At 69.9% G+C, this 21,737-nt stretch carries 17 protein-coding genes; 13 read left to right on the top strand and 4 right to left on the bottom strand.

The genetic code is table 11. The features are described 5' to 3' along the window. Positions 1-145 precede the first annotated feature (145 nt). Both D7223_RS25320 and D7223_RS32590 read left to right on the top strand, forming a co-directional pair. Positions 146-934, top strand: coding sequence for a GerMN domain-containing protein (locus D7223_RS25320; RefSeq protein ID WP_147252609.1), 789 nt, complete (start codon positions 146-148; stop codon positions 932-934). Positions 935-1,010: 76 nt separating this feature from the next. Continuing rightward, entirely contained in the window at positions 1,011-1,922 is a 912-nt protein-coding gene (locus tag D7223_RS32590) for a hypothetical protein (RefSeq protein WP_147252608.1), read from the top strand. A 107-nt stretch (positions 1,923-2,029) separates the two neighbouring features. On the opposite strand, the gene D7223_RS25305 is transcribed toward D7223_RS32590, so the two are convergent. Then, the gene (locus D7223_RS25305; protein ID WP_120730946.1) at positions 2,030-3,304 is read right to left on the bottom strand and encodes a BAR domain-containing protein; all 1,275 of its coding nucleotides are present in this window, start codon (positions 3,302-3,304) and stop codon (positions 2,030-2,032) included. A gap of 190 nt (positions 3,305-3,494) precedes the next feature. Then, on the bottom strand, positions 3,495-4,793 hold the full coding sequence (locus D7223_RS25300) for a hypothetical protein (protein ID WP_158610933.1): 1,299 nt from the start codon (positions 4,791-4,793) through the stop codon (positions 3,495-3,497). Positions 4,794-5,522: 729 nt separating this feature from the next. On the opposite strand from D7223_RS25300, the gene D7223_RS25290 reads away from it, so the two are divergent. After that, a complete protein-coding gene (locus tag D7223_RS25290; RefSeq protein ID WP_120730943.1) occupies positions 5,523-7,346 on the top strand; it encodes a glycoside hydrolase family 6 protein in 1,824 nt (607 codons plus the stop codon). A gap of 136 nt (positions 7,347-7,482) precedes the next feature. On the opposite strand, the gene D7223_RS25285 is transcribed toward D7223_RS25290, so the two are convergent. Together D7223_RS25285 and D7223_RS25280 are read right to left on the bottom strand one after the other, a co-directional pair. Further along, positions 7,483-8,901 (bottom strand): serine/threonine-protein kinase, encoded by a 1,419-nt coding sequence (locus D7223_RS25285; protein ID WP_120730942.1) that lies wholly within the window; start codon positions 8,899-8,901, stop codon positions 7,483-7,485. Positions 8,902-8,959: 58 nt separating this feature from the next. Further along, positions 8,960-9,958: a LacI family DNA-binding transcriptional regulator gene (locus tag D7223_RS25280; RefSeq protein ID WP_120731019.1), complete on the bottom strand. Its 999-nt coding sequence runs from the start codon at positions 9,956-9,958 to the stop codon at positions 8,960-8,962. Between the two features lie 594 nt (positions 9,959-10,552). Here D7223_RS25280 and D7223_RS25275 point away from each other — a divergent pair. From D7223_RS25275 to D7223_RS25230, 10 genes are all read left to right on the top strand, one after another. Then, positions 10,553-12,541 (top strand): cellulase family glycosylhydrolase, encoded by a 1,989-nt coding sequence (locus tag D7223_RS25275; protein ID WP_120730941.1) that lies wholly within the window; start codon positions 10,553-10,555, stop codon positions 12,539-12,541. Between the two features lie 35 nt (positions 12,542-12,576). After that, entirely contained in the window at positions 12,577-13,560 is a 984-nt protein-coding gene (locus tag D7223_RS25270; protein ID WP_120730940.1) for a lytic polysaccharide monooxygenase auxiliary activity family 9 protein, read from the top strand. Between the two features lie 202 nt (positions 13,561-13,762). After that, positions 13,763-14,587 (top strand): hypothetical protein, encoded by an 825-nt coding sequence (locus D7223_RS25265; RefSeq protein WP_120730939.1) that lies wholly within the window; start codon positions 13,763-13,765, stop codon positions 14,585-14,587. A gap of 196 nt (positions 14,588-14,783) precedes the next feature. After that, on the top strand, positions 14,784-16,109 hold the full coding sequence (locus tag D7223_RS25260) for an ABC transporter substrate-binding protein (protein ID WP_120730938.1): 1,326 nt from the start codon (positions 14,784-14,786) through the stop codon (positions 16,107-16,109). A 5-nt stretch (positions 16,110-16,114) separates the two neighbouring features. After that, positions 16,115-17,074 (top strand): carbohydrate ABC transporter permease, encoded by a 960-nt coding sequence (locus D7223_RS25255; RefSeq protein WP_120730937.1) that lies wholly within the window; start codon positions 16,115-16,117, stop codon positions 17,072-17,074. A gap of 1 nt (position 17,075) precedes the next feature. Continuing rightward, a complete protein-coding gene (locus D7223_RS25250) occupies positions 17,076-17,981 on the top strand; it encodes a carbohydrate ABC transporter permease (RefSeq protein ID WP_120730936.1) in 906 nt (301 codons plus the stop codon). Next, positions 17,978-18,388, top strand: coding sequence for a VOC family protein (locus tag D7223_RS25245; protein ID WP_120730935.1), 411 nt, complete (start codon positions 17,978-17,980; stop codon positions 18,386-18,388). Before D7223_RS25250 ends, D7223_RS25245 begins: the two co-directional genes overlap by 4 nt. Further along, complete coding sequence (locus D7223_RS25240) at positions 18,385-19,818, top strand: four-carbon acid sugar kinase family protein (RefSeq protein WP_120730934.1); 1,434 nt, start codon at positions 18,385-18,387, stop codon at positions 19,816-19,818. The genes D7223_RS25245 and D7223_RS25240 overlap by 4 nt, the downstream gene beginning before the upstream one ends. Beyond that, positions 19,811-20,635, top strand: coding sequence for an amidohydrolase family protein (locus D7223_RS25235; protein WP_120730933.1), 825 nt, complete (start codon positions 19,811-19,813; stop codon positions 20,633-20,635). The genes D7223_RS25240 and D7223_RS25235 overlap by 8 nt, the downstream gene beginning before the upstream one ends. Further along, positions 20,632-21,729, top strand: a complete 1,098-nt coding sequence (locus tag D7223_RS25230; protein WP_120730932.1) for an isocitrate/isopropylmalate dehydrogenase family protein — start codon at positions 20,632-20,634, stop codon at positions 21,727-21,729. The genes D7223_RS25235 and D7223_RS25230 overlap by 4 nt, the downstream gene beginning before the upstream one ends. Positions 21,730-21,737: the final 8 nt, after the last annotated feature.

The following is a 21,737-nucleotide window of genomic DNA, read 5'->3' as shown; positions in this document are numbered from 1 at the left end:
CCCGATCCGGGCGCTTGACCGTACGGCGACCATCCGACCTGGACGCTGTCGTACTCATCCGCTTAAATAACGATCGCACCGTATGTGATTAATGCGGCAGCGTCAAACGGTAGAGTGGCGACGGCTACGCCCAGGGGAGATGACGGTGACTGACGGAAATCCGGACGCGGAGGCGACGCGCGACGCGCTGCGCCATATGGCCGGGACCGCCGCGGACACCGCGCGTCCACCGGATCTGGGCGACCTGCGCCACCGGGCACGCCGTCGCCGCGTCCGCTCCGTAGCCGCAGCCGGCCTGGTCGCCGCGGCGATGGTGGCCGTTCCCGTCGTCACGGCCGTGGTGGCCACACCAGCCGGTGAGCCACAGGTCGCCGCACCCGCGCCGACGGCTCCCACCGCCGGGCCGCCCGCCGCATCGTCGGCCCCGCCGCCCCGGCCGTCCGAGAGCCCGTCCACCGCCACGGCGAGCGCCCAGGCGACGGAGACCGGCGGCCCGGTCCAACCGGCGACCGAGCCGACCACCGGTACCCGCCGCGTGAAGCTGTTCCTGCTGCGTGAGCGGGCTGGCCAGCGCTGCCCACAGGTCGTCACGGTGACCCGGGAGGTCCCGGCCCGCAGTGTCGCCAAGGAGGCTCTACGGGCGCTGCTCGACGGCCCCACGACGGCCGACCGCGCGGCCGGCCTGACCAGCGCCTTCGACGGCGACGCCCACCGCTTCCGCTATCTCAAGCTGGAGGGGACGAACGCGCGGGCGGACTTCACCGACCTCGACGGCATCCTGGCCCCCGACGACAGCTGCGAGGAGACCAAGCTGCTGGAGCCGATGCGCCGCACCCTGGAACAGTTCGACTGGATCGAGCAGGCGCGTTTCTCCATCCGTGGCGACCAGCGCGCCTTCTACGTCGACGTGCTCCACGACCGCGTTCCGAACTGACGCTCGGCGACCTTCCGCGCTCGACCGAAAGGTCGAGCGGTGAAACCTGGCACCAGCGCGCGGAGTGCCATCAGGTATGAACCTCCCACGCCAGAATCAGAGCCGGCCACCCGTCCGCCTCGGCATGGCCGGCCTCGCACCGGCCTTCCGGCGACGGCCGCAGGTCGCCGCGCTGATGGTGATCGCCGCCCTCGCCGGGGCAAGCGCCGGGTGCGAGCCGGGCGGCACCCGGGGCGCGGCGACCCCGGCGACGGCGCCCCCGGTCACCGTCGCGGTCCCGACGACGTCGGCCCCGGCCCCGGTCGTCCCGGTCCCGAGCGCAACGCAGCGCACCAGCAGCGCCTCGGCCTCCAACGCGCCGAGCAGATCCCCTTCCGCCGCGACGACCAAGGCGCCCGCGACCCCACAGGTGCCGGTCGCCGGCAGGAACACCCCGCAGGGACGGCTGTACATGGTCTCCGGGTTGTCCCAGTTCGAGACCAACCACGCCTACCGGTACATCGCGATCGTGACCGGCACGGAGCCGGGCGTCAACGGCCACCCAGGGCTCAGCGCCTCGCAGCAGGATGCTCTCCGCGCCCAGCTCAGCTCCATCGTGGCCACGGTCTCCACCGACCACGGCGGCAAGGGCCTGCTGCCGGGTGACGGCACGATCAGCTATTTCGAGATGTACACCGCGATGGCACTCGGGTCGACGCTCTACCGCCCGTTCTTCGCGGCCGAGGCGCGCATCGACGACGAGTACGGCCGCAACTGGACCGAGAACCTCCGCAAGCTGGTCACCGCGGCCGGCGGCATCTCAGCCGACATCGTCACGATGATGCTCGACCGGGTCGCCGACGGTCAGAAGATCGAACGTGGACACAACGGCGCCATCGAGACCTTCGGTGGGCTCGGCAAGGAGTACCAGCCGCACCGCCTGCGCAACGACAAGGCCTTCTCCCGTAGTGCCGGCCGTCTGCAGGAGGTCCTCGACACATTGAGGTAGAGACGGGCCACGCCCGGCCGACGGTTCCGCGTCGGCCGGGCGCTCGGACCGGATGCAGCCTGTCGACCGGCCGGGCCGGTGCGTCCCACCGGCCCGGCCCGAGCGGCTCACCGCACGGCGGTGCGCAGGTCGTCGAAGATCGCGGGCGCCTGGGCGCAGACCCGGTCGTACGCCTTGTTGAAGTTGGCGTCGCCCTTGCCGTTGGTGTCGTAGTCGGCGATCCCGCCGTGCAGGAACACCAGGAAGGTGATCGAGTCGGAGAAGTCGGGCGTGATGCCGGCGTACTTGGCGTTCAGGTGGACGCCCAGGCCCTTCTTCGGGATGGTCACGTTCGCGTCGCACGCGCCACGGGCGGTGTTGATGAACTTCTGCCCGGCGGCACCCAGCTCGATCAGCTTGATCTTGTTCTTGGCGGCCAACTCGTGTACGTATTCACACGCCGAACGGTCGGGCCCGCAGTTCGGGTCGATCGGGAAGCCCGGACTGGTGACCGTCCAGTGACTGATGATGGAGAGCTTCGGGACGTCCTGCGGGGCGTTGTGCTCCAGCCAGCAGGCCGCGCCGGCGGACTCGGTCATCGGCCCCCAGTTGAGCACGGTCAAGCCGCCGGCACGCACGGCCCCGATCAGTGCCTTGACGGTGGCCGGTGGGTTCTTCACCCACGGGTTGGACGCGGTGCAGGTGGTGAAGCCGCCCTGGAGACCGCAGATCGAGGACAGTTCCAGGTTCTTCAGGTACGCCCCGTAGGCGTTCCGCGCGTGCGTCATCGCCCCGGCGCAGTCGGTGATCCGCTGCTCGCCGCCGACCACGACCTTGGCCAGCGAGAACTTCGAGGCGTACACGCTCAGGGCCGCCAGGGCGGAGATGTCGTCGGCGTCGGTCTCGCCGCCCGGCTCGCTCATGTCCGAGGTCACCCACAGCTTCGGCTTGCTCGGGTCGGTGGGAGCCGGCGTGGTGGGAGCCGGGGTCGTGCCGCCGTCCTGGTCGACGGTGAACGTGACGCTGCGCCTGGCCGTGCTGGATCCCCTGCTGGCGACGGCGGTCAGGGTGTACTTCCCCTCGGACACCGTCCGGCTGTCCCAGCCGAAGGGCGACCCCTTGTTGTCGCCGCCGAAGAAGTACGGTGCGACGCGTTCGGTCCGGGTGAGGTCCGCCGGGCCGTCGAGGTGGAACACCACGCTGTCGGGCCGGCCGTCGACCTTCGCCTCTATCGCCACCATTCCGCTGACCACCCCGCCCGCGGGGATTCCGGTCAGCCCCTTGAGCTGGAGGGTCTCGTCGGCGGAGGCCTGCGGCCCCACTATCCAGATACCCGCCACCATCGCGGTCGCCGCGGCGGCGAAACCTACCCCGGTCGTCCATCGCTTGCTGCTCTTCGCCATGCCTGTCACTCCTGCCAATGCTTGCGCCGATGCCCGCCGCGGTCACGGAAGGCAGTTACCAACGAGATCCCGTCCGGCCGCATGCGGCGTACGCGTCGGAGTGCCGAGGGCGGGGACGGTGAGGTGAACGTGGTGGTGACCCGGGGTGCGGAGCCGGGCGACGTCCCGGCTCCGCACCCCGGGGATGCCGTTACCTGCAGCCGGTGACGACAACCTTGTTGCCGGAGGTGTTGGCGCCCTGGAACGTGTTGGCGGAGGTGCTGCGCACCACCGAGCAGTCGCCGCCCTCGACCCGGATGGTCTTGTTCTTCACGCCGTCCTTGAACGCGTAGAGCGGCGCCGCGACCATTCCCGGGTTGACCTTGCGGGTGAAGCCGGCACCGACGATCTTGATTGTCCGGGTGTCGGCCTTCGTGCCGCCGGCCCAGGAGAACACGCCCTGGTTGTAGCCGTTGGACGAGTTGGAGATGACGGTCAGCCCGTCGAGGATTGCGGTGCCCTGCCCGTAGTCGCCCCAGGCCATCTGGATCGGCGCGCCGTTGCGGTTGTGCACGATCGTGGTGTCCCGGATGGTGAGGTCACCGGTGTAGAGCTTGGCGGAGTCGTCCCAGGTGTCGATGAAGGTGTTCTCGATCAGTGAATTGTCGCCGCCGCTGAAGCCGTCGGAGTTGTTGCTGCCCACGTCGCGGTTGTCGATGTACCGCATGCCGGACATGATCACCTGCGCGCTCTTGGCCCACATATGGTAGAAGCGCGGGTTGATCGAGGTGTAGTTCCGCAGGGTCAGCTTGATCTTCGCCTCGGTCGTCACCCCGGCCCGGGCGAAGTCCTTGGCGTGCGGCCCGTCACCGGTCAACTGCGACGTCTGCTTGTCCCGGCCGGTGATCGTCAACGCCTTCGTACGGTTGGCCGGGATGAAGAAGTTGCCCCTCAGGGTGACCCCCGCGCCGATCACGATCTCCGACCACGAATCCGGCACGGAGAGTTTGCCGATGGTCTTGTTCGCGGTGAACGTCGCCACCCCGTTGCTGACCGAAGGGTTCGCCGCACTGGCGTTGCCGCCGGTCGTCGGAGTTGGCGTCGGCGCGCCGGCCTGCTGGCCGACCGTGAACCGTACCGTCTGCTGGGTGGTGCCACCGGGGCCGACCGCCCGCACCGCCAGCGCGTACGCCCCGTCCGGCGCCGCAGCCGCGTTCCAGCCCGGCACGAGCGCGCCGTTGTTGCCCAGGAAGTAGTAAGGCGCCTCCCGCTCGGTCCAAGTCGCCGTGCTCGCGCCCGAAAGCGAGAACTCCACCCGGTCGACCGTGCCGCTGGTGCGCGCCTCGATCCGGGCCGTGCCACTCAGCGTGGCGCCCTCGGTGACACCCGCGAGCTGCGTGATACGCGGGGCTTCGTCGGCGGAGGCGGTCGGAGCCACCGCCCACACCCCACCACCCGCAGCCACCACCAGGCCGGCAATTGCCAGCTGACGCCAGTACCGTCGTGACATCGTGTCTCCTCGGACTCGTTCGGCTTTCGCTGATCGGCGGAGCGCCGATCGACAGGGGACACTCCGCATCGCCGGCCCAGGTTTCGCGAACCTCGCGAGCAACCCCTCGGTGGCCGGGTGGCCCTTGAGGCCGCCCTGCACCACCCGAGCCGCGCCGCCACGCTCGCCCTCCTGAATCCCGCGGGCTTCGGTCACGTCACCGGCCGCCTTCTCGCCGGGGTCTTACTGGCCAGCCTGGCGGCATCCATTCCTCGCCCGTCCGGCACCAAAGAAACCGAGTCCCCGCATTGGTTGAACGTATTTCTGTAGTTGGTGGCGGCTGCACAACCGGAATTCCGCCCACACGAATTAATGCGGTCACCGCAGGTGTTCGAACCCCTTGTTCTCTGCCGGGCGATCGCCGTCGTGCGGGCGGTGACCTCGTCCCCTTCTGTTGCAGAAGATCGTTATAGAGCAATCGCATTTACTTCTTGCTATGGAAGCGCTCCCAGATACGATTGGCCTACCGCCGGATCACACCCCGCAGGTCGGCGGGACGGTCGAGGGCAACCGGTTCGCCGGGCGACCGTCCCGCTGGCGTGGACTGACGCGTCCAAAATGCGCTTCCGCCCGACCGGGCCGGGCACCCCCGAATACATCCGACGGCACCGGAGGCGTTCGCAGTCGACGCCCGCCGGGCCGTCCTACCGGGCCGTTCGCGGACCGGTCCCGAGCAAGGAGTTCTGTGGCATGAACATGTGGAGAAGGTTCTCCGGCCCACGCCGGGCCCTCGCGCTGACCGGCGCGGGTGCCCTGGTGGCCGGCGGGCTGGTGACGCTACCGGTCACCATGGCGCACGCGGCTACGCAGTGCGAGGTGTCATACACGACAAACGACTGGCCGGGCGGATTCACTGCCGGCATCAGCATCAAGAACGTCGGCGACGCCCTCAACGGCTGGACGCTCGGCTTCACGTTCCCGAACAGCAGCCAGCGGGTCGGACAGGGCTGGTCGGCCCGCTGGGCGCAGTCGGGTCAGAACGTCACCGCGCAGAGCGAGTCGTGGAACGGCTCGGTGGCCAGCGGCGCGACCGTGAGCGTCGGGTTCAACGGATCGTGGAGCGGCAGCAACCCGAAGCCGACGTCGTTCACCCTCAATGGGGTGACCTGCAACGGCGGAGGCGGACCCACCACCCCGCCGCCGACCACCCCACCACCCACGACGCCTCCGCCGACCACCCCACCACCCACGACGCCTCCGCCGACCACCCCGCCACCCACGACGCCTCCGCCGACCACCCCACCGCCCACCGGTCCCCGGGTGGACAATCCGTACCTGAACGCGCAGGGGTACGTGAACCCGGAGTGGAAGGCCAAGGCCGAGTCGGTGACCGGCGGCAGCCGGGTCTCGAACAACCCCACCGCCGTCTGGATCGATCGGATCGCCGCCATCAACGGCACCCCGGACAGCAGCTCGAACGGGGCGATGGGCGTTCGGGACCACCTGGATGAGGCGGTCGCGCAGGGCGCTGACTACATCCAGTTCGTCGTCTACAACCTGCCCGGCCGGGACTGCGCCGCGCTGGCCTCCAACGGCGAACTGGGCCCGACCGAGCTGCCCCGCTACAAGACCGAGTACATCGACCCGATCGCCGCGATCCAGGGCGACGCGAAGTACAAGGACTTGCGGATCATCAACATCATCGAGATCGACTCGCTGCCGAACCTGCACACCAACACCGGCGGCAGTCCCGGTGCCACCCCCATGTGCGACGTGGTCAAGGCCAATGGCGCGTACGTCAACGGCGTCGGCTACGCCCTGGCCAAGCTGGGGGCCCTCGGCAACGTCTACAACTACGTCGACGCGGCGCACCACGGCTGGATCGGCTGGGACAGCAACTTCAGCCCGGTGGCCGGGATCATCAAGGACGCGGCCACCGCGTCCGGCAGCACGGTCAACCACGTGCACGGCTTCATCGTCAACACCGCGAACTACTCGGCCCTGAAGGAGCCGTACTTCAAGGTGACCGACACGGTGAACGGACAGATGGTTCGGCAGTCCAAGTGGGTCGACTGGAACTTCTACGTCGACGAGCTGTCGTTCGCCCAGGCGTTCCGCAACGAGCTGGTCTCCAAGGGATTCCCGAGCAGCATCGGCATGTTGATCGACACCTCGCGCAACGGTTGGGGCGGTACCGCCCGGCCCACCGGTCCCGGCCCGATGACCGACGTGAACGCCTACGTCGACGGCAGCCGCGTCGACCGGCGGATCCACGCCGGCAACTGGTGCAACCAGGCCGGTGCGGGTCTGGGCGAGCGGCCGAAGGCCGCGCCGGAGCCGGGCATCGACGCCTACGTCTGGGTGAAGCCCCCGGGCGAGTCGGACGGTTCCAGCAAGGCGATCCCGAACAACGAGGGCAAGGGTTTCGACCGGATGTGCGACCCGACCTACGGCGGGAATGCCCGCAACGGCTACAACAGGAGCGGTGCCCTGGACAACGCCCCGATCTCGGGCGCCTGGTTCCCGGCACAGTTCGCCCAGCTGATGCAGAACGCCTACCCGCCACTCTCCTGAGCAGGCTGACGGCCAACCCACCTCGACCGGAGTAAGGCACGGTCGCGGTGAGTTACCGGGCCCCTGGTTTGACCGGTCACCGGTCGGACCAGGGGCCTTCGCCCCGCGCGACGTGGCGACGTGGCGATCGATCATCTCAGCCGGGTGCCGTGGGGCGGCCGTCAACCGCCTCGGCGACCCGCTCGACGGCTGCATCCAGCGCGGTGGCCGCTGCTGTCGAGACACCGCCGTCTCGGATCTCGTCGGCGACGCTGCGGCGCAGGTCGGCGATCAGCTGTGCCAGATTCTCTGGCCGGGCGCCCTGGTTGTTCACCACGTTGTCCACCTGTGCGCCGATCTTCTGCGCCGCGTGTGCAGAGACGGTGCCCTCGGCGACGTCACGGCGCAGCAGATCACGTAGCTCGTCGGCCGCTCGGGTGAGGGAGAGGACCGGAGAGGCGGCGGGTGTGGTGACCCTCGGTGTGGTCGCCGCGGTGGTCGGCGGTGCAGTCGGTCTGCCCGTCCGGGTCCCCGGTCGCGAGTCGATCCTCCGTGCCGGTTCGGTCGTCGGGGAACCTGGTGGCGGTGCGGACAGTGTCGGCACCCTCGACCCGACCGCCGGTGGGGTCAAGGGTGCCGGATGTTGCGGGAACGGCGGCCGGGTGAGCAGGAGGACCGTCGTGGTCACCGCCACGGCCGTCACGACCAGCATCGCCGCCACGGCGATCGAGGGGCCTCTCCTTCTCCGGTCGTCGTTGCCCGCTGGCCCCGGCACCGCTGTCACCGCCACGTCGGTCGGGACGGCGTCCGGACGGGTCCTCTCCGACGGCGGGGGAGTGGACAGCGCCGTACCGGTCAAGGCTCCCAGGTCGGCGGCCGTATCGGCGGCCGAGGGCCGTCGGATCGGCTCCGGGTCCAGACATCGCCGGCACAGCTGCGTCAACTCCCCGGGAACGTCGGCAGGCAGGCTGACAGCGTCCTCCGGCGGCTGCCCGGTGAGCATCTCGACGAGCAAGGCGCCCAGGGAGTAGATGTCTGCCGCCGGATCAGCGGGAGCGTCGCCGAGACGCTCGGGTGCAAGGTACGGAGGCGTACCGAACGTCCAGCTCTGCGTCGGGCGCTCCCCGACCCGAGCAGCGATTCCGAAGTCGAGCAGCTTGACGTTGGTGCCGTCCACCATCACGTTGTCCGGAGTGACGTCCCGATGTACGACGCCCTGTGCGTGGACGGCGGCCAGCACCGTGGCCAGCCGGGCCGCGATCCCGGCCGCCCGGTGCCAGCCGACCGGGCCGGCAGCCAGGACGTCGAGCAGGGACTCCCCGGTCAGCATCTGCAGGACGAGGTAGGTCACCGTCGTGCCGTCGGGCCTGCTCGCCTGGCCGACGTCGTGCACGACGACCACGTCGGGATGCGAGACCGCCGCCACCGTCCGTGCCTCGTTGCGGGCGAGGGCGTCCCGGTCCAACGGTACCCCACGCTCCGGTTCCGGAAGCTTGATCGCGACGAAGCGGCCCAGTTCCAAGTCGACCGCACGCCAGATCACCGACATGCCGCCGGCGCCGACGGGTTCCAACAACCGGTAGCGACCGCCGAGTGTCTCGCCGGGGGCCGGCCAGCGAGCGGGTCCGGGCCGGTCAGGCGGACCGACGACGGACGAGTTCGGTGGGAAGGATGACGGTGCCACTGGTGGGTTTTTCCTCGGTGACGTCGGCCAGCAGCAGCCGGCAGGCGATCCTGCCGAGCTGCTCGACCGGTTGGCGAACGGTGGTCAGAGCCGGCTGGATCAGCGTGGCTACGGGAGCGTCGTCGAAGCCGACCACTGCCACCCCGTCGGGTACGGTGCGACCGGCTCGTCGGAGGGCGTGCAGTGCCCCGACCGCCATCGCGTCCGACGCGACGAAAACCGCGTCCAGTGTCGGCACCTTACCGATCAGCCATTGCATGGCGTGCGTACCCGAAGCCTGAGTGAAGTCGCCGTACGCGATGGCGCTCGGTTCGACGCCGGCCTCCGCCAGCGCCTCGTGGTAGCCCGCGAGGCGATCCGCGGCGGCGGGCATGTCGCGTGGCCCCGCGATCGTGGCGATGCGACGACGCCCTGAACGCAGCAGGTGCCGCACCGCCATCCGTGCGCCACCCCGGTTGTCCACGTCCACGTAGGGAACGTCGACGAGATCGGCCGGTCGACCGACGGCACGGACCGGCACACCGGGGGCGGCCACCGCCCGCGCCACCTGCTTCTGGCCGTATCCGCCGACCAGGAGTACGCCGTCGGCGCCACCGGTGAGCAGGTAACGCTCGATCGCCGGTAGGTTCTCGCGCGTCACCGTGAGAATGGGCATCGGTGATCCGTGTACCGCCAGTTCCGCCTCGACGCCCGCGGCCAACCGCGCGAAGAACGGGTCGGCGAACACGCGGGCCGTCGGTTCGCACACCACCAGGGCCACGACCGGAGGGTGCCGTGGGTCCGGCTTGCGGACCTCGCGCCCCACGTAACCCAGCTGGGTCATCGCCGCATACACCCGCTGCCGTGCGCCGGTCGTCACCCGGACCGCGCCGGTGAGCACCCGGGAGACGGTAGCCGGTGACACATCGGCCGCCGCGGCGATCTGTTGAACGGTCGGATGCGTGCGCATCATGCTCCGGATCGAGGTCAGGTGCCGACCGGTCGACCGCCGTCCCGGCGGCCGGCGGGCACGTCCGCAGCGCGACGAGCCCGACCGATGTCACTGGCAGCGGCCCTCGTCGCGGGGAGCCTGCTACCGAAGGGGCCTGGCAAGACCCGACACCGGCGGATGGACGGAAGCCTGGCACGACCACGGCGACCTGGCAAGGACGACGTTGCCGTGGCCCCCACCGCCGTGGCTGCCGGTACGCCGATCGTCCCACCCGGCGTTTCTTCCGTCGGCACATCGGGGCGTCGTCTTCCCGGGTCATCCCTGCGGAAACCGCCGGGCGGAGCGACCCGAACCGGGTGGGCCGGCGCCGTCGAGCGGTCCCGACCGCCGGCGGCGAACCCTGAAAGGCGTTTCAGTGGCCGGCTCGACGGCCACAGGGCGGACCGGGACGCTCGGGAGAGGTGTCACCGCAGGTGGGACGGCCATTGGTCGCCACCGCCGACGTCAACGGGGACGTCAATGAGTCGACGACATGTCCGGCAGGTGACAAAACCCGGCCTATGCTCCGCCTTGGAAGCGCTCCCATCCACAACCACCACTGAAGGGCAGGGCATGTCTCTGAAGAGAACGGTGCGCGGCGTCGCGCTGGCGGCCTGTGTGGCCGTCGGTCTGTCGACCACCGCGACCACCACGGCAGCCACGGCCGCCTCGCCCCGGGCGTCGTCACCGCTGACGGCCGACGCCGCGGCCCCGACCGCCGACTGGCTGCACACCGACGGCAACAGAATCGTCGACGCCGCCGGCAACCAGGTCTGGCTCACCGGCGTCAACTGGTTCGGCTTCAACGCCACCGAGCGCGTCTTCCATGGACTGTGGGGCGGCAACATCGAGACCATCACCAAGGGCATGGCCGACCGGGGGATGAACATCGTCCGGGTGCCGGTCTCCACCCAACTGCTGCTGGAGTGGAAGGCCGGCCAGACGGTGATGCCGAACGTCAACCTGTCCGCCAACCCGGAGTTGGCCGGCCTGAACAACCTGCAGATCTTCGACTACTGGCTGGACCTGTGCGAGAAGTACGGCCTGAAGGTCATGATCGACGTGCACAGCGCCGAGGCCGACAACTCCGGTCACATCTATCCGGTGTGGTGGAAGGGCACGATCACGCCGGAGAAGTTCTACCAGGGCTGGGAGTGGATCACCGCCCGGTACGAGGCCAACGACACCATCGTCGCGATGGACATCAAGAACGAGCCGCACGGCCAGCCGAACGAGTCGCCGCGCGCCAAGTGGGACGGCACCACCGACCAGGACAACTTCAAGCACGCCTGCGAGACGGCCGGCCGGCGCATCCTGGCCATCAACCCGAACCTGCTGGTCCTCTGCGAGGGCATCGAGGCGTACCCCCGCCCTGGCAAGACCTGGGACTCGCCGAAGACCAACCCTGACCTGAGCCCCAACTACTACAACAACTGGTGGGGCGGCAACCTGCGTGGCGTCGCCGAGCACCCGGTCAACCTGGGCGCCCACCAGGACCAGCTGGTCTACTCGCCGCACGACTACGGACCCCTGGTCTACGAGCAGCCCTGGTTCCAGGGGGAGTTCGACAAGACGTCGCTGACCAACGACGTGTGGCGACCCAACTGGCTCTACATCCACGAGAACGACACGGCACCGCTGCTGGTAGGTGAGTGGGGCGGTCGGCTCGGCCAGGACGCCCGGCAGGACAAGTGGCTCAAGGCCCTGCGCGACCTGATGGGCGAGCACGGGATCCACCACACCTTCTGGTGCCTCAACCCGAACTCCGGCGACACCGGCGGCCTCCTGCTCGACGACTGGACCACCTGGGACGAGACCAAGTACACCCAGGTGCTCAAGCCGGTGCTGTGGCAGCACAACGGCAAGTTCGTCAGCCTCGACCACCAGGTGCGCCTGGGTGGCGTCAACTCCACCACCGGGATCAGCCTGACTGAGCGCTACGCCAACGGCGGCGAGGACGACGACGTCGCCCCGACCGCCCCGGGCCGGCCCGCGGCCAGCAACCTGACCGCCAACGCCGTCACCCTCGACTGGGCGGCGTCGACCGACAACGTCGGTGTCACCTCCTACGAGGTGCTACGCGCCACCGGCACCGGCCCGGCGGCAGTGATCGCCACCGTCTCCGGCACCTCGTACCGGGCGGGCAACCTGTCTGCCGAGACGAGCTACACCTTCACCGTCCGGGCCCGGGACGCGGCCGGCAACGTCTCCGCACCCTCACCCGCTCGCACCATCACCACCCTTCCCGGGGCCGGCGGCACCGACGGTTGTGCTGCGACGTACACGGTGACCAATGCCTGGCAGGGTGGCTTCCAGGGCCAGATCGAGGTGAAGAACACCGGCACCGCCGCCACCAACAGTTGGCGGGTCACCTGGACCAACCCGAGCGGAACCGCGATCTCCTCGCTGTGGAACGGGAAGTGGACCGTCAACGGTGGTCGGAACACCGTCGCCAGCGAGCCTTACAACGGCAGGTTGGCACCGGAGTCCAGCACCGTCTTCGGCTTCACCGGCACGGGTGCGGGCACCGCGCCGACCGACCTGGCCTGCGCCGCGTCGTGACCAGCCCGCTGACGTCCGAGAAGGGAACGACGCCGATGAAGCGCAGGACGCTGGCTGTTGCCAGTGCCTTGGCCGTCCTCGCCGCGGCGGCGACCGCGGTGGTGGCGGCACCTCAACCGGCGTACGCGCACGGCGCCATGACCTCCCCGGCCACCCGTACCTGGGCCTGCTACCTGGAGGGTCCGGAGAGCCCGTTGAGCAACGCCTGCCGGGACGCCGTCGCGCAGGGCGGCACCCAGCCGCTGTACGACTGGTACGGCGTGCTGATCGGCAACAACGCCGGCCGCCACCGGGAACTGATCCCCGACGGTCAGCTCTGCGGTGCGGGGACCGCCAAGTACACCGCGTACGACGCCGCGCGGGCCGACTGGCCGGCGACCACCCTGGAAGCCGGTGCCGACCACCGGTTCACCTACGCCGCCTGGGCGCCGCACCCTGGCACCTTCGAGGTGTACGTCACCAGGGACGGCTACGACCCGACCAAGCCACTCGCCTGGTCGGACCTGGAGCCCGCGCCCTTCACCACGGTGACCAACCCGTCGATCGTCGACGGCGCGTACCAGTGGGATGCCGTACTGCCCGCGGACAAGACGGGACGGCACGTGCTGTACTCCGTCTGGCAACGCTCGGACAGCCCGGAGGCCTTCTTCAACTGCTCCGACGTGGTCTTCGGCTTCGACGGCGGCGGCGGTCCCGGTACCGACGGGAAGTGCTCCGCGACCGTGACGGTGGACCAACGGTGGCCGGGCGGGTTCCAGGCGTCGGTGACCGTCCGCAACGACGGGCCGGCCAGCGTACGGCCGTGGTCGGTCGGCTGGCACATGTACGACGGCGCGGTCATCGGCAGCGGCTGGAACGCCGTGGTCAGCCAGACCGGGCACATGGCCCGGGCCGACGCGCCGAGTTGGAACGAGACCCTCGCTCCCGGCTCGGCGGTGACCATCGGCTTCATCGCCGCCGGTGAGCCGGCGGATCCGCCGATCGCCACGCCATTCCTCAACGGAGTGGCCTGCGGCTAGCCAGACAGCGGCGGCGGCGCGGCGGTCCGGCCGGACACCTCACCAGGTGCCCGGACGGGCCGCCGTCGTCCCTGCCGGAGCTCGGCCGGCGTGCGCACTGAGCGAAGAGTCAGGAAGGTTACCGGCAGGTTGCCATTGACGTTCTTCGTGTTCACTGTATACAACGTATTCGACAGTCCCGACCCACGGAGGTGTCACCACCATGAACGGTCTTTCCGCCAGGGCGCTGCGTACGACGGTCGCGGCCGTCGCCGCGCTCGGTCTGCTCGGCCCCGCGGCCACCGCCGCCAGTGCGGCGGCTCCGGCGCTGAACTTCGGGTGTGAACGGATCGCCTGGAGCTCGGACGGCAACTACCACGACCGGGACGACATCGGCGCGTCCGCGATGGCGATCGCCCTGCTCGCCGAGAACGGGCAGCAGTCCCGTCTGGTCCACTGGGACTACAACTCCCACCTCGGCAGCTCCAACAGCAGCTGGGAACAGGACATGATCACCGCGACGGAGGGGACCGCGAGTCAGTTCGGGTACGACGTCGGCGTCATCTTCCGCAACAGCCAGACGAATCTCGACAGCGCCGTCACCCACCTCAAGAACAAGGTCAACGCCTCCACCTCCGCCAGTCGGCTCTGCCTGGTCGGGGCCGGCCCGATGGGCGTGGTCCACCGGGCGCTGGCCGCCTCCAACCCGGCGGTGCACGGCCACGTCACGCTGATCTCGCACTCGGACTGGAACAACAACCACGACGACGACGACAACATCTGGAATCTCGCCGACATCCGTCGCGACTTCCCGAACGTGAAGTACCGGCGGATCCCGGACCAGAACGCCGGCCTGGGCACCAACGGTGGCGAGGCGAAGTGGTCCTGGATGGCCAACTCGTCCGACCAGCGCCTGCGCTACGTGCACAACGTGGTCAACAACATCATGAACAAGAACGGTGACGTGTCCGACGCCGGCATGATGTATTTCCTGATCACCGGTGACGACGCCGGCAACGCCACCAAGCTGCGCACCTTCCTGCAGTAGCGACGAAACCCCGGCGGTGCTTCCGGCGTGTTCCGGGGCACCGCCGGAGTGTCCCGGCGGTGCCGCGCCGGGGGCACGCTCCGCCACAGGCCGGTCGATCGGCCCGACGACCCACCACGGCGTCCACTCCACACCACCCCACCGATCCCCCCACCCCGATCCGGTCGGCGGCCGGGTCGTCCCCCATGGAGTTGCCATGACACACCTGATCAGCACAGGAATGTCCCGACGTCAGGCGATACAGCTCGGCCTCGGCGCGGGCCTGACCGTCGCGCTCACCGCCTGCGGCGAGGACGGCACGCCGACCTCGGCGAGTGGGACATCCCTCGGCGGCGCGAGCCTGACCGGCCTGATGCGGGCCAGCTTCATCCCCGCCATCCATGAACTTCAGCAGAAGCAGGCCGCCACCTGGGCGGAGGCGCACGACGGCACCGTCGAGCTCACCTTCGCCAAGGAATGGCGGGAGCAGATCGCCGCGGTGGTCGAGTCCCGCGCCGGCGAGGACCTGGGGGAGCTCTTCGCGAACCAGGCCCACATCTACGCCGACCGGCTGGTCGACGTCACCGAGCTGTGCGAGTCGATCGGCGACCGCAACGGCGGTTGGTACGACGTGGCCAAGGAGGCGTGCGTCGTCGACGGCCGGTGGCGGGCGATCCCTCGGGCGTACACCGCCCACGTGATGAACTGGCGGACCGACCTGTTCGGGCAGGTCGGCTTCACCCGGTTCCCGTCGACGTGGACGGAGCTGGTCGAGGCGGCCACCCGGCTCCGCGACGCCAAGCTGCCCCGCGTGGCGCTCACCATGAGCCAGGCCGGGCCGAACGACTCGGCCAGCGTGGCGTACTCGCTGCTGTGGTCGTACGGGGCGACGGAGGTGGAGGCGGACGGGAAGACCGTCGCCATCAACAGCTCTCAGACCCGGGAGGCCGTCAAGCTGATGCAGGAGCTCGCGGCGGTCAGCGCGCCGGAGATCTCCTCGTACGACGAGGGCGGCAACAACACCAGCTTCCTCGCCGGCAAGATCGCGGTGACCCAGAACGCCACCAGCATCTGGTACACCGCGCAGAAGCAGGCGCCGGACATCGCGAAGAACATGAGTCACGCACGGTACCCAAGGGGGCCGGTCGGGCACCAGCAACTCGTCGAGATGAACTCCCTGGCGATCTTCGCGCACAGCAAGCGGGTCGAGCCGGCGAAGGCGTTCTACCGCTACCTGATGGAGAGCGAGCAGCTCACCGCCCTCGCCGAGGCCGCCCTCACCTACTACACGCCGCTGCTCAAGGGCTACGACGACCTGAGGTCCATGCCGTGGAACTCGGAGCCCAAGCTCGACGGCCTACGGGGCCTCGCCGCCGGGGGGCACATGCCCGGCTGGCCCGGACCTGCCTCCCGGCAGTCGGCCCAGGCGTACAACAACCAGACCGTCGTCAACATGTTCGCCCGGGTGATCAGCGGCAAGGCCTCAGCGGAGGAGTCGATCCGGACCGCCGAGGACGAGCTCAAGAAGGTTTACGAGGGCTGAGGGTCATGGCCACGCACACCATCGAGCCGGCGGCGGGTGTCCGCCCGCCGCCGGAGCGGCCCGCCGGCCGTGCCAGAGCGCCCCGTGGGTCGCTGCTGGAGCGGGAGGCCCCGTTGGGCTTCCTGCTCGTCCTACCGATGGCGGTCGTCGTACTCGGCCTCGTCGGCTATCCGCTGCTGCTCACCGTCTGGTTCAGCCTGACCGACAAGTCACTGGGCAGCGACGCGGTCTCCTTCGTCGGCCTCGCCAACTACGTCGGCCTGCTCGACGACCCGGTCTTCGGCCGCACGCTCTGGAACACCTTCAACTACACCGTGACCGCGGTCGTCGCCAAGCTGGTCCTCGGCCTGGTGATGGCGCTCGCGTTGCACGAGGTGAGCCGGTTCCGGCGGTTCTTCCGAGCGGCGTTCCTGCTGCCGTGGGTGGTGCCGTCGTCGTTGAGCGTGCTGGCCTGGATGTGGATGTTCCAGGCCGACTTCAGTGTGCTGACCTACCTCGGCCGGCAGATCGGCCTGGTAGATGGAAACATTCCCTGGCTCGGCGAGGCGGGCTGGGCGATGGCCGCGGTGCAGACGGTCAACATCTGGCGCGGTGCCCCCTTCTTCGGGATCATCATCCTCGCCGGACTGGCCACCGTGCCGAAGGACCTCATCGAGGCCGCGATCGTCGACGGCACCAATGCGTGGCAGCGACTGCGGTACATCATCCTGCCGCACCTCACGCCGATCCTGGTCGTGGTCACGCTCTTCTCGTTCGTGCAGACCCTCGGCGACTTCCAGATCGTCTGGATCTTGACCAACGGCGGCCCGGTCAACAGCACGCACCTGCTCAGCACACTGGCCTTCCGTACCGGGATCAGGGGAGCTGACATCGCCGCCGGCTCGGCGATCTCGTTCTTCGTGTTCCCCGCGCTCGCCGCGATCATCGCGCTGCAGCTGACCGTGATGCGACGAAAGGCGAAGTGACATGAGCGCCCTGTCCGGCCGGACCTCCCGGCCGCTGCCCACCCGCCCGGCGCGGATGCCCGGTCCGGTCCGCCGGCTACGGTTGACCCGCCGGCTGCTGATCACCGTGACGATGGCGCTCTTCACCGTCTTCACCCTCTTCCCGTTCGCCTGGATGGCACTGACCTCCCTGCGTACCGGCTCGGACCTCTACCGGGTCGCCGACCGGCCGTTCGCGGTGAGCGGGCTCACCCTGGAGCACTTCCGGGCGCTGCTGAGCGAGACGCAGTTCCTCACCTGGACGCTGAACAGCCTGATCGTCGCCCTCTCCGCATCGGCGATCGCCCTACTCATCGGGGTGCCCGCGGCGTACAGCCTCGGCCGGCTGCGCTACCGGGGTGGAGCCGTCGTCGGGGTGATCGTGTTCTCGACGTACCTGTTGCCGCCGGCGCTGCTGTTCATCCCGATGAACATCGTGATCAACCGGCTGCACCTGGCCAACACCCTCGGGGCACTGATCCTGGTCTACCTCACCTTCCTGGTGCCCTTCATCGCGTGGATGCTCTCCAGCTACTTCCAGAGCCTCCCCGTCGAGCTGGCGGAGGCGGCGCGGATCGACGGCGCCAGCCGGCTGCAGGCGATGGTGCTGATCGACCTGCCGCTGGTGCTGCCCGGCGTGGTCTCGGTCTTCTTCTTCGCCTTCACCCTCTGCTGGCAGGAGTACCTGTACGCGCTGACCTTCGTCCGTTCGACCGACAAGCAGCCGGTCTCGGTCGGCCTGGTCAACGCCCTGCAGGTGGGTGACGTCTTCGCCTGGGGCCAGTTGATGGGCGGCGCACTGCTCGGGGCGCTGCCCGTGGTCGTCGTCTTCTCCTTCCTCATGGACTACTACCTGTCCGGGTTGACCGCAGGGGCGGTGAAGGGATGACGCTGCACGAGCGGGCCGCCGGGCTCGACCACATCGGACTCGTCGTGCCGGACACCGAGGCGGCCCTGTCGCTCTGGCGCGACCGACTCGGCTTCGTGGTGGACCACGCGGAGGTCGTCAACGAGGGTGGGATCCTGCTGACCCACCTCGACCTGGGGCCCGTGCACCTGCAACTGGTCCAACCCCTGGTGCGGCCGCACCCGCTGCACGACTGGCTGGACCGGCACGGCCCCGGCCTGCACCACCTCTGCTTCGGGGTGCCCGACGTCGGGGTCGCCTGGCAGGGCGACGGTGTCGGTGTGCCGCCTGCGCAGCCAGCTCCCCACCAGGGCACCCGGGGCCGACGTGCCGTCTTCCTCGATCCGGCGCACACCGGCGGGGTCCAGTTGGAGCTGGTCGGTTCATGACCACCTCATCGTGCGCGCCGGACAGTTCGACCCTGCCACCACCGTGGCCGGAGCTCTCCGCGCCTGCACTGGCCGAGCGGATCGCCGCCGACGGGCGGACGATCGTGGTGCTCGACGACGATCCCACCGGGACGCAGACCGTGCACGGCGTGCCGGTGCTCACCCGCTGGGACGCGGCGTCGATCACCGCCGAACTCGCCGCCGGACCACCGGCGCTGTACCTGCTGACCAACTCGCGGTCGATGGGCCCGGTGCGGGCGGCGGAGATCAACTTTCGTACCGGGTGGCAGATCCGGACCGCGGCGAGGTGGACGCGACGTGCGGTCGCGGTGGTGAGCCGGGGTGACTCGACGCTGCGGGGTCACTTCCCCGACGAGACGGTGGCTCTGGCTGAGGGGCTCGGCGGCGGGGTGGACGGGGTGCTGCTGGTACCGGCCTTCATCGAGGGGGGCCGGGTCACCGTCGACGGTCGGCACTGGGTGGCGGACGGTGGTCGGTGGCTTCCGGTGGGGGAGACCCCCTACGCCCGGGACGCGACGTTCGGTTTCACCTCGTCCGACCTGCCGGACTGGGTGGCCGAACGCAGCGGCGGCCGGATCGCGCGCGACGAGGTCGAGGTGCTGGCCCTCACCGATCTGCGCCGGGGTGGTCCGGCAGCCGTGGCCGAACGCCTGACGGCGCTGCGGAACGGCACCGTCTGCGTCTGCGACGCCCTCGATCCGAGCGACCTGGAGGTGCTGGTAGCCGGGGTGTTGACCGCGGAGGCGGCCGGGACCCGCCTGCTCTACCGCACCGCCGCCTCCTTCGTCCCGGTCCGCGCCGGGATCGCACCGCGTGGCCCGCTCACCGCGGCGGACCTGGGACTGGCGCGGCGGGGGGGACCGGGCGGACTGGTCGTGGTCGGTTCCCACGTTCCCACCACGACCGCCCAACTCGGCCGCCTGCTCACCGCCGGCGCCGTGGTGGGCGTAGAGGTCGACGCGGCAGCCCTGGACGAGGCCGGCCGGCGGGGTGAAGTCGAGGTGGACCGGGTGGCCGAGGTGGCCGGTGCCGCCGTGGCGTCCGGCCGGGACACCGTCGTCTACACCAGCCGGGCGGTCCTGACCGCGCCATCCGCGAGTGCGTCCCTGCAACGCAGCGTGCGGGTTTCCGCGGGCCTGGTCCGCGTCGTCGACCGCCTGCCGGTACGTCCGGCCTACGTGATCGGCAAGGGCGGCATCACGGCGAGCGACCTTGCCACCGCCGGTCTCGGCATCGTTCGCGCAGAGGTCCAGGGTCAGATCCACCCCGGCGTGCCGGTGTGGCGCGCGGGCTCGGACAGCCGGTTCCCCGGGCTGACCTACGTGGTCTTTCCGGGCAACGTCGGAGGTCCTGACGATCTGCTGGCCGTGGTACGGCGGCTCGCAAGAGTGGAGGATCCAGATGCCTGACAGTTCCAATGTATACAACGGGTACATCGAATCCAGTGCTGGTGCCCTGATCGACGTGCACGGTCATTTCGGTCGCTCGGCTGCCACCGGATACACGGCCGACGCCGACGCGTTACTGGCCGCCATGGACCGCCACGGCATCACGACCACCCTCGTGATGCCCCAGCCGGCAACCGCTCGGGAGACCTCGGAGCAGGTGCACGCGGAGATCGCCGACGCGGCCGCACGTACGCCGCAACGGATCGCGGGGATCGTCAACATCGACCCCCGGCTGCCCGAGGCGGACTACCGACGTGCCGCCGGGGTGTTACTGGACGAGGCCGGATTCGTGGCCGTCAAGATCCACACCCACGGCTTCCAGGTGGCACCCGACGACCCGGTCTGCGACAAGGTGTTCCGCCTCGCCGCCGACCGCGGCGTACCGGTCATGATCCACACCGGGCTCGGCGGACCGCACACCCTCCCGCACCGCGTGCTGGCACCGGCCGGCCGCTACCGGCAGGTGCCGACGGTGCTGTGCCACGCGGGCTTCGGCGCGTTCTGCGGCGAGGCGATCGAGGCGGCGATCGACCGGCCGAACATATACCTCGAACCCTCGTGGTGCCCGGCGTTCAGCGTCCGCCAGATGGTGCGCCGGCTCGGCGCCCACCGGGTCATGTTCGGCAGCGACCACATCGAGAACATCCCGGTGGAACTGGCGAAGTTCGAGGCGGTGCGGCTCACGCCGGCGGAGCGCCGCCAGGTGTTCGCCGCGACCGCCGCCACCGTCTTCCCCCTGACTCCCGTGAACGACGCCCGACCGGAGGTTTCCGCATGACCGAGTACCGCATCGCCGTCCTGCCGGGAGACGGCATCGGTCCGGAGATCACCGAGGTGGCGACCCGCGTGCTGCGGCACGTCACCACCCGGCACGGCGGTGTGGCGCTCCACCTGACCGCGCACGACGCCGGAGCGGGCCGGTGGCAACGGGAGGGGGTCGCGCTCACCGACGAGACGTACGACGGGTGCGTCCGCGCCGACGCCATCCTGATGGGGGCGATCGGCCTGCCCGAGGCGCGCCATCCGGACGGTCGGGAGGTCAACGGCGACGTCATCTTCCGGCTCCGGTTCGACCTGGATCTGTACGCCGGTATCCGGCCGGTCCGTGCCTGGCCAGGTCTGGCCAGTCCGCTGGCGGCGGCCCCCCCGGTCGACTACGTGGTGGTCCGGGAGAACGTCGAGGGCCTGTACGCCTCCCGGACCGGCGGTTGCAACGTCCGGGAGGAGGTCGCGACCGACACCATCGTGATCACCGCGACCGGAACCCGGAAGGTCACCGAGCAGGCGTTCCGGCTGGCGGCCAAACGCGGTGGCCGACCCCGGGACGGCCGGAGCATGGTCACCTGTGTGGACAAGGCCAACGTGCTGAGCTCGTACGCCTTTTTCCGGCGGGTCTTCGACCAGGTCGCCGCCGGGCATCCCGGCGTGGCGAGCGACCACGTCTACGTCGACGCGATGACCGCGTACCAGGTGCAGCAGCCCGACATGTTCGACGTGGTGGTGGCCGAGAACATGTTCGGTGACATCATCTCCGACCTGGCCGCCGCGACGGTCGGGGGCCTCGGTCTGGCCGCCTCCGCCGACGTCGGCGACCGGCACGGCCTGTTCCAGCCGGCGCACGGCTCCGCACCCACGATCGCCGGCAAGGGCGTCGCCAATCCGGTGGCCACCGTGCTGTCGGCCGCGATGATGCTCGACTGGCTTGCCGACCGGCACGGCGACCCGGCCGCCGCCGAGGCCGCGGGTGTGATCGAGGGCGCGGTCGGCGACGTGCTCGCCGCCGCCCGGGTACTCACCCCGGACCTCGGAGGCGCCGCCGGAACCGACGAGGTCGGCGAGGCGATCATCGCCGCCGCCGACCGGCGCCTGTAGCGGGGGGA

Source organism: Micromonospora endolithica (assembly GCF_003626595.1).
Lineage (GTDB): Bacteria > Actinomycetota > Actinomycetes > Mycobacteriales > Micromonosporaceae > Micromonospora > Micromonospora endolithica.
This window is presented reverse-complemented; position numbering and strand designations above follow the sequence as displayed.

Bases quoted from the DNA above. Each gene is read 5' to 3' on its own strand.
- D7223_RS32590 (WP_147252608.1), top strand. From the start codon at position 1,011: ATGAACCTCCCACGCCAGAATCAGAGCCGGCCACCCGTCCGCCTCGGC.
- D7223_RS25305 (WP_120730946.1), bottom strand. From the start codon at position 3,304: ATGGCGAAGAGCAGCAAGCGATGGACGACCGGGGTAGGTTTCGCCGCC.
- D7223_RS25300 (WP_158610933.1), bottom strand. From the start codon at position 4,793: ATGTCACGACGGTACTGGCGTCAGCTGGCAATTGCCGGCCTGGTGGTG.
- D7223_RS25290 (WP_120730943.1), top strand. From the start codon at position 5,523: ATGAACATGTGGAGAAGGTTCTCCGGCCCACGCCGGGCCCTCGCGCTG.
- D7223_RS25280 (WP_120731019.1), bottom strand. From the start codon at position 9,958: ATGCGCACGCATCCGACCGTTCAACAGATCGCCGCGGCGGCCGATGTG.
- D7223_RS25275 (WP_120730941.1), top strand. From the start codon at position 10,553: ATGTCTCTGAAGAGAACGGTGCGCGGCGTCGCGCTGGCGGCCTGTGTG.
- D7223_RS25270 (WP_120730940.1), top strand. From the start codon at position 12,577: ATGAAGCGCAGGACGCTGGCTGTTGCCAGTGCCTTGGCCGTCCTCGCC.
- D7223_RS25265 (WP_120730939.1), top strand. From the start codon at position 13,763: ATGAACGGTCTTTCCGCCAGGGCGCTGCGTACGACGGTCGCGGCCGTC.
- D7223_RS25260 (WP_120730938.1), top strand. From the start codon at position 14,784: ATGACACACCTGATCAGCACAGGAATGTCCCGACGTCAGGCGATACAG.
- D7223_RS25255 (WP_120730937.1), top strand. From the start codon at position 16,115: ATGGCCACGCACACCATCGAGCCGGCGGCGGGTGTCCGCCCGCCGCCG.
- D7223_RS25250 (WP_120730936.1), top strand. From the start codon at position 17,076: ATGAGCGCCCTGTCCGGCCGGACCTCCCGGCCGCTGCCCACCCGCCCG.
- D7223_RS25245 (WP_120730935.1), top strand. From the start codon at position 17,978: ATGACGCTGCACGAGCGGGCCGCCGGGCTCGACCACATCGGACTCGTC.
- D7223_RS25240 (WP_120730934.1), top strand. From the start codon at position 18,385: ATGACCACCTCATCGTGCGCGCCGGACAGTTCGACCCTGCCACCACCG.
- D7223_RS25235 (WP_120730933.1), top strand. From the start codon at position 19,811: ATGCCTGACAGTTCCAATGTATACAACGGGTACATCGAATCCAGTGCT.
- D7223_RS25230 (WP_120730932.1), top strand. From the start codon at position 20,632: ATGACCGAGTACCGCATCGCCGTCCTGCCGGGAGACGGCATCGGTCCG.